Origin of the sequence: uncultured Porphyromonas sp., from assembly GCF_915070105.1 — a bacterium.
GTDB lineage: Bacteria > Bacteroidota > Bacteroidia > Bacteroidales > Porphyromonadaceae > Porphyromonas.
In genome coordinates, this window is sequence record NZ_CAJZFJ010000081.1 from 1 (window position 1) to 8,374 (window position 8,374).

The 8,374-nt window shown below is 52.8% G+C and carries 7 protein-coding genes and 1 tRNA gene; all 8 read right to left on the reverse strand.

Features of this window, described 5'->3' with window-relative positions; all coding sequences use genetic code 11:
- On the reverse strand, positions 1-97 hold a 97-nt coding region (locus QZ554_RS07480), incomplete at its 3' end, for a biopolymer transporter ExbD (protein WP_297195533.1).
- Positions 98-134: 37 nt separating this feature from the next.
- Positions 135-608, reverse strand: coding sequence for a hypothetical protein (locus tag QZ554_RS07485; RefSeq protein WP_297195521.1), 474 nt, complete (start codon positions 606-608; stop codon positions 135-137).
- 26 nt (positions 609-634) lie between these two features.
- Positions 635-1,474, reverse strand: a complete 840-nt coding sequence (locus QZ554_RS07490) for a MotA/TolQ/ExbB proton channel family protein (protein WP_297195523.1) — start codon at positions 1,472-1,474, stop codon at positions 635-637.
- A 1,019-nt stretch (positions 1,475-2,493) separates the two neighbouring features.
- The gene (gene lpdA / locus QZ554_RS07495; RefSeq protein WP_297195525.1) at positions 2,494-4,215 is read right to left on the reverse strand and encodes a dihydrolipoyl dehydrogenase; all 1,722 of its coding nucleotides are present in this window, start codon (positions 4,213-4,215) and stop codon (positions 2,494-2,496) included.
- Between the two features lie 44 nt (positions 4,216-4,259).
- On the reverse strand, positions 4,260-5,363 hold the full coding sequence (locus tag QZ554_RS07500; protein ID WP_297195527.1) for a dihydrolipoamide acetyltransferase: 1,104 nt from the start codon (positions 5,361-5,363) through the stop codon (positions 4,260-4,262).
- Between the two features lie 83 nt (positions 5,364-5,446).
- Positions 5,447-6,451 carry an alpha-ketoacid dehydrogenase subunit beta gene (locus QZ554_RS07505; RefSeq protein WP_297195529.1) on the reverse strand — a complete coding sequence of 335 codons (1,005 nt, stop codon included), beginning with the start codon at positions 6,449-6,451 and terminating at the stop codon, positions 5,447-5,449.
- A gap of 39 nt (positions 6,452-6,490) precedes the next feature.
- Positions 6,491-7,459 carry a thiamine pyrophosphate-dependent dehydrogenase E1 component subunit alpha gene (locus QZ554_RS07510; protein ID WP_297195531.1) on the reverse strand — a complete coding sequence of 323 codons (969 nt, stop codon included), beginning with the start codon at positions 7,457-7,459 and terminating at the stop codon, positions 6,491-6,493.
- Positions 7,460-7,801: 342 nt separating this feature from the next.
- Positions 7,802-7,875 (reverse strand) — tRNA-Thr (locus QZ554_RS07515).
- Positions 7,876-8,374 lie beyond the last annotated feature (499 nt).

Below are 8,374 nucleotides of genomic sequence, written 5' to 3' on the forward strand. Positions count from 1 at the left end.
TATCCATTGAAGTTGTAATCAAGAAGAAGATAAGCAACATAAAAGCGATATCGGCTGATGATGACCCGTTAATACCGGGAGTCTTTCTTTTTGCCATAGTGCTTTCTGCTTTATTCGTTATTGATTATCAACTCTTACCTCTTCAGAGCCTTAGAGATGCCGCCCCAGATGGCAGCGCCGATGGTTAGGAAGAAGAGGACATAGATGGAGTAGAGCCACATATCAGTGACCTTAAGCCAACCAGAGGTGTTGTAGCTTTGGGAAGCCTCGTTAAGCCCCTTGATGGGCTCTCCGCTGCCGATAGCATAGGTGATAGCCAGAAGGGCGAGGAACGCTACGAGACCGCCGATGGAGACGAGAGCTCCACGGGAGTTAGTCTGAAAGGAGCTGGCAAAGTTCTTGCACGCAAAGATGAGCGTGGCAGAGATGGTCACCAGGAAGAGGGCATACGTCCAGTAGAGGAGGGTACCCGTATACTCATAGACCGTGTTCCCCTTAGCATCTGTTTCCGATCCTCCTAGGAAGAAGAGGAAAAAGATTAGCACGCTAATGCAGGAGAGGGCCAATAAAGTATAGCTGGATACCTTGCGTATCGTGGTTACAGCCATTGTCTTTATTTGTTATGAGTTAGGGATTACTTGTTGTTCTTGACGTTGTACTTAACGATCAGGTCAAGTAGAGAGATGGAAGCATCTTCCATACGGTTGAGGATACCTTCTACGAGAGAGAGGATATAGTTGTAGAAGACCTGAAGGATCAGAGCAACAACAAGACCACCGATGGTCGTGATAAGAGCCACCTTCATACCACCAGCAACGACCGTTGGGCTGATATCACCTACGCGTTCGATGTTATCGAAGGCAAGCACCATCCCTACGACCGTACCAAGGAACCCGAGAGAAGGAGCCATAGCGATGAAGAGGGTAATCCAAGAGAGGTTCTTTTCGAGTAGACCGCCCTGTACACCACCATAGGATACTACAGACTTCTCAGCGATGTCGATACCCTGATCGGCACGAAGAAGAGCCTGGTAGGCGATAGAGGCGATAGGACCACGTGTGTCGCGAGCGATACCCTTAGCCTTTTCGAGGTTACCTTCCTTGATGAGAGCATCTTCGATGTCCTTGAGAAGCTTGTCAGGGTTCGTGTTCGCTAGGTTTAGATAGATGATACGTTCTAGGCAGATAGCCAGCCCGAGGATGAGCGTGATGGCGATCAGAGCCATGAAGTCTGCACCCCCTTCGATGAACTTCGTCTTGAGGGACTGGTGGAAGCTAGTTTCTTCCTGAGCACCAGCAGGGGCTGTTGCATCGTCCGTAGCAGGAGCAGCGGCGGGAGCAGCAGCGGGAGCAGCTTGATCTACCTGAGCAGCTGCAGGAGCAGCTGCACTATCTGCATTCTGTGCCATAGCGACTGTAGAGAAGCCGGCAGAGAGAAGAGCTACGCAAGCAAGGGTTGCGAATACCTTTTTCATTGTCGAAATAGTTTTTGTGAGTTAGTAAGTTTATTATTTCGTTTGTTCTTTGATTTCACCCGATATAAGAGAGAGGTGGAGAGCAGACAAGTGGCGCCATCCCGAGTTTATAGATTTAGGGAGGGGGCTTCGTGATATGCCTACACCCTCTGAATGAGGGGCTATTGATGAGCCTTGCCCGCTTGGCTTGACCCTTCCTTAGAGGGAAGTGCTCACTGGGAGATACCCCTTTGGGCTTCAAAAATACTGCTTTTCCTCTCTAAAACAAAATCCCGCCCTCAGAGGGAGAGCGATATATTACATAGAGACGATGAGCTACTCTCACATCACCCTCAGAGATGCTGGAGGAGACTACAAACCTAGACCCCAAAGGGAGGTCACCTCACCCAAAGATGAATATAGCCCAAGCGGTGATTCTTGATATTCCTCTATCCAAAGGTACGTAAGATCTAGCAGACCACCAAGCAAGGCCAGCATTCCCCCATCCTTCAGCTCCCAATCTGACCTACTATACCAGCCTATAGCTCCATCTAAGAAGATAAATCCCCTACGGAATCTACTGATTGGAAGGGGGTGAGAGACAGGGCTGACGCATGAAATCACCATAGTGCGAGGGCAAGAGCGTCAAGGCGCATACGCCGAAAAGATAGAAGTATCCGTGTCCTAGGTGTAGAGATCCCCAGCGTATACCTCCTACCGAGGAGGGATGAGTGTACACGCGTGTACACAAGTGCGCTCTAAGTATGTCCTCTGTAAGGCTCGCTTGTATGTCTGTTTCGTGGGGATAATACGTAGGATCTCTAGTGATGGGCTAAGAATCCCTGGGATATGAAATAATACCCCGAAGACCCAAAGGCAGGAGTGTGCGAGCGAGATCATGCGTCGGCCCTGAGCTGAGAGCCCCCACCAAATCAACAGGTTCAAAACAAAAGAATCCCCCATACACAAGAGCTGTGCATGGGGGATCTACTAATTTTAATCGCCCTTGAGAAGGAGCGAAGTAGGTGAAGTGGCTCGGACTACTTCTTCTTAGCAGGAAGGTGGATAGCCACACCGAGGGCATCAGCGAGGGCTTCGTACAGCGCTTCGGAGTAAGTGGGGTGACCATAGATTGTATCGATCACTTCCTCTGCCGTACCCTCCATCTCCATAATCAGAGAGGCCTGGCTAATCATCTCGGCAGCCATAGCACCGATGATGTGGATACCGAGGATCTCACCATACTTATTGTCTAGGATAACCTTCACGAAGCCAGCCGTCTCACCAGAAGCCAGTGCACGACCATTAGCAGCGAAGGGGAACTTACCTACGCGGATGTCGCCATACTTCTCACGAGCCTGATCTTCGGTTAGACCGACGGTCGCTACCTCGGGACGAGTGTAGACCACAGAGGGGGCAGAGAGCATATTCAGCTCACGCTCGTTGCCACGCAGGGCATTCTCTGCTGCGACCTCACCCATGCGGAAGGCAGTGTGAGCAAGCATCTTCAGACCGTTGACGTCTCCAGGAGCATAGATACCCTTGACGCTCGTCTCCATGAACTTATCGACCTTGATGCGTCCACGCTCGGTCTCAAACTCGATCTCACCCACACCCTCTAGGTCAGGCACACGACCGATGGAGAGGAGAGCCTTTTCGCCTTCGATGACCGTACCATCCTTGAGGATAGCAGCGAGCTTGCCAGAGCGGTCTTCGATCTTCTCGATACCAGCACCGGTGAGGATCTTCACACCACGCTTCTCCAGCTCTGCACGTAGGGTCTGAGAGATTTCCTTGTCGAGGGCAGGGATGATGTGGTCTGCCATCTCGATGATCGTGACCTTTGTACCAAGAGATACAAGGGCTTCGGCCATCTCGACACCGATGACACCACCTCCGATGACGACGAGGCTCTCTGGGCGCTCCTGTAGGCTCAGGATATCATCGCTTGTGAGGACTGCGGGATGGTCGATACCTGGGATAGGCAGACGACCTACCTTTGAGCCACCAGCGAGAATGACCTTGTCTGCCTTGATGATATCCTTACCATCGACAACGACGTCCTTATCACGGTTGATCTTACCGACACCACGGAAGACCTCTACCCCGTTGCTCTTCAGCAGTGAGTAGACACCACCGGTGAGCTTCTTGACTACGCCGTCCTTATAGGCTACAAGCTTCTTCATATCGACAGAGAAGCTCATATCGGCAAAGTTAATCCCACGTGCAGCGGCCTGCTCTACCCCTTCTAGGATCTCAGCATTGCGGAGGAAGGTCTTTGTGGGGATACAGCCCTTGTTGAGGCAGGTACCACCGAACTCAGACTTCTCAACGATCGCCACCTTAGCACCGAGCTGAGCAGCACGGATAGCAGCGACGTAACCAGCAGGGCCACCACCGATCACACAGAGGTGATAGGAGCCCTCGAGGTGAACGAGAGGTAGGGGGGCACCTTCGTGCCTAGGCCCTTCCTGCTTCTCGGGAACGATCTCGTCCTTAGTGCGGACCGTCTCAAGGCTTTCACCTGCCTCACCAATATAGCCGATGACCTCAGCAATGGGCACGGTCTCTCCAGCCTGATGAGTGATCTTCAGCAGGACACCTGAGGCTTCTGCCTCGAGCTCCATGCTGGTCTTGTCGGTCATGATCTCCAGAAGGACTTCCCCAGCCTGTACGGGGTCGCCCTCGTTCTTACGCCAGCTGACGATCTCACCTTCGGTCATGTCTAGGCCCGTCTTGGGCATGATGATCTCTGTTGCCATATCTATTTAGGATCTATCTTTTGTGTTTCGTACTTGAGGGGGAATTAAACGAGCAGAGGCAGTGGGGACTCCAGTGTGGCCTTGAGCTCCTGCATGAACTTCGCAGCGGCGAGCCCATTGATCACACGGTGATCGCTCGTCAGGCTCATCTTCATGATGGGGCGGATGACGACCTCACCGTTGCGCACGACGGGCATCTCCTTCGTCCCAGCGATGGAGAGAATAGCGGAGTTAGGCTGGTTGATGATGGATGTGAAGGACTCGACACCATACATCCCGAGGTTGGAGATCGTGAAGGTACTACCCTCCTGATCTGCAGGGGTGAGCTTCTTGCCCACGGCACGCTCGGTGATGTCCTTGAGGCGGAGCATCAGGTCTACGAGCCCGAGCTTCTCAGCTCCATGTACCACGGGGACGAGGAGACCTTCGTCCATCCCGACAGCCATAGCGAGGTTCACATAGTGATGTAGCTCGATCTGAGAGCCGTCGGGCGTGAGGGTCGCATTGATATAGGGGTGGTTCATCAGGGTGCGTACGACGGCTATCGAGATGATGTCCGTCACGGTGAGCTTCTTGCCCGTCTTCTCCTTGATGGGCTCGAGGAGCTGCTTACGGAGCTTGGTGGCCTCGTACATATCTACCTCGTAGTTGAGGACGAAGGTAGGAGCGGAGAAGTAGCTATCGCTCATACGCTTGGCGATGACACGACGCATCATGTTCATCGGTACGAGCTCTACCCCACCCTGTGGAGCAGCAGAGCCTGCGGGAGCTGCCGGAGCGGCGGGGGCAGCGGCAGGTGTACCCTGGGCGGCTGCGGGAGCAGCTGTCTTAGGCGTGAGGGTGAAGGGGTCGAGGATAGCCTCGAGGTTGGGGTAGTAGCGATCCCCTAGGGCAGCAGCGACGTCTGCACGTGTGATCTTGCCCCGGTAGCCAGAACCCTTGAGCGTGGAGGTATCTAACCCAAACGACTCAGCGATCTTCTTGGCTAGAGGTGTGATCCCCCCAGCCTTCTCGTAGCTGAACTCTGCTACATCCTCGGCATGGATACGCCCCTTGTAGCCTGAGCCAACTATAGCATTCAGATCTACCCCCATGCGATGAGCGAGGGAGCGAGCTGCGGGTGTGGCTCTCAGTTTTTCATTTCCCATATTGATTATTTCTTATTGAGTATAGCCCTCACCTGCTTAGGAAGTAGAGGGCTATACACAGATCTTTTCTTGCTTAGTGATGACTAACGCTTGTCGTAGAGGCGTTCGATGTACTTTAGGATTCGATTGACATCGGGTAGCATAGCGACCTCTAGCGAATGGTTGTAGGGGGTAGGAATATCCTCAGCAGCTAGGCGAAGGATACGGCTATCGAGATAGTCGAAGGCACCACTCTCTACGATCGAGGCTGCGATCTCGCCGAGGAAGCCACCTGTCTTGTGAGCGTCGTTCACCAGTAGTACACGGCCAGTCTTCTTCACAGAGTTGATGATGGTCTCACGATCAAGCGGAGCTAGGGTCATTAGGTCTACGACCTCTACCTCGATCCCCTTCTCGAGAGCCTTATCAGCAGCCTGGAGTACACGCTCGAGCATACGACCATAGGTCACGACCGTGACATCCTTACCCACACGCTTGATATCGGCCTTACCGATAGGTAGCACGAAGTCAGGAGAGGTGGGGACCTCACCCTTCATATTATACTGAGCCTTGTACTCGAGGAAGATGACGGGGTTGTTGTCACGGATAGCAGCCTTGAGCAGCCCCTTCACGTCAGCAGGCGTACCTGGAGCTACGACCTTGAGACCGGGGATGTGGCAGAACCACGACTCTAGGCTCTGTGAGTGCTGAGCCGCAGAGCCGAGACCAGAGCCAGCCGCACAGCGGAAGACCACGGGCACCGAACCCTTACCACCATACATATAGCGGGTCTTAGCAGCCTGATTGACGATGTTGTCCATCATGTAGACGATGAAGTCCATAAATGTCACATCCACGATTGGGCGCATCCCCGTCAGAGCTGCCCCTACGGCACAGCCCGAGATAGCATTCTCCGAGATCGGCGTATCACGTACTCGCTCATTGCCAAACTCCTCGAGCATCCCGACAGACGTCCCGAAGTCACCACCGTAGACACCCACGTCCTCACCGATGAGGAAGACGTTCTCGTCCCGACGCATCTCTTCGCTCATAGCTTCGATGATGGCGTCACGCACGGACATCACCTTTGTTTCTTGTCCTTCTATCATAATTGTCGTCTATTCTTTTAATAGGGTTAGTGAAGAGGGCTACTCGGTGAAGATATCTTCAAAGGCAGACTCGGGAGAGGGCTCTGGCCCCTTGCGTCCGAATTCCACTGCGACGTCGATCGCATCGTGGCTTGCCTTCTCTAGTGCATCTAGCTCCTCCACAGTGGCGAGCTTCTTCTCGACGAGGTAGTTGCGGAACTTCAGGATAGGATCCTTCTTCTTCCACTCATCCACCTCTTCCTTCGTACGATACTTACCGGGGTCAGATGTAGAGTGACCAAACCATCGGTAGGAGATCGCCTCTACGAGGACAGGCCCCTTACCAGCGCGTACGTCCTTGATGACCTTGTCCATCGTCTCACGTACGGCGAGAAGATCATTCCCGTCCTCGATGAAGACACCTGGGACGCCATAGGCAGCTGCACGCTCGTAGACGTGCTTGGTACGCATGACGGTGCTAATCGGCGTGGAGATACCATAGCCGTTGTTGATACAATAGAAGATGACGGGAAGGTTCCAGATAGCAGCCATATTGAGTGTCTCGTGGAAGGAGCCTTCGTTCGTAGCTCCATCCCCGAAGCAGCACATGACGATCTTACCCGTCTTCTTCATCTGCTGAGTGAGGGCAGCTCCGATGGCGATACCCATACCACCACCGACGATACCATTTGCTCCTAGGTTACCAGCGTCTACGTCGGCGATATGCATTGAGCCACCCTTACCCTTACAGACCCCGTTAGCCTTACCCATGATCTCGGCCATCATACCATTGAGGTCGATGCCCATGGCTATGCTCTGGCCGTGACCTCGGTGGTTAGAGGTGATCAGGTCGCCTGGCTCTAGCCCTGCGATAGCACCTACGTTAGCGGCCTCCTCTCCTACGGAGAAGTGCGTCATGCCGGGGACCTCTCCTCGGCGTACGAGCTGATTGACCTTGTTGTCGAAGTTGCGGATGTCCTCCATCTTGCGGTACATCGACAGCAGATCTTCTTTCTTCAGTTTAGCCATAATTATATTCGTTTATCCTTTGTTACTCAGCTTATCATGCCTGCACTCTTCCTAATTATCATTGTGTGCAGGACTGCTCGCTCATCTACGGACAAACAATAAAGGAAATAAATCTATATTACCCATTCATTTTGCAACGTAGACTATGCAAAGGTAGCAATTAACTCTATATGCTACATAACACGATAGACAGCACCTATGTTTGTATTGACAGTATAAATCACCAGAGCACTCCCCTACCATGCTCGTGGAGACACACACCTGAAGTCCTACATCTCTGCATATAGGCACATCCACAAACGACGAGTGCCATCCATTGTGGTAATGGATGGCACTCATCTGAGCCTCTTGTCGGATTCGAACCAACGACCCCGAGATTACAAATCACGTGCTCTGGCCAACTGAGCTAAAGAGGCAGGTGGGTAAGCGATCTACATCGCACCGCTACAACCTAATACCCTTGCTGCGATCAAGCCCTGGGGGAGTCAAAGGGAGCTGGTCGTATAGGACTTACCCGAGTGCAAAAGTAGTATAATTCTGCGAATATACAAGTAGCACCACAATGATCTCTTCTGTAGACGTCTCCTGCAACGACCTCAAAAGACGCTCTGTAGGCTGTTGCGTCCCTTGTCATCGGCCTACTTTATCCTCGGTGCTCCCGCTCTCTAAGGGCTTGTAGTGCAACGAACCCCAAAGGGACACTAGGACGGATAATACCCCCCAAAAATCCCTCACAACAAAGCCGCTACCGAATCCATCCAACGACCTCACAGATCAGCAGGCCTCAAACATCAACAGTCAAGCCATCCCCTCCTCCGCTTAACTAAGCATCCCTTTGTCAGGGCTGACGCATGAACCCCCCATAGTGCGAGGGCAAAGTCGTCAAGGAGCATACGCCGAAGATAGAAGTATCTA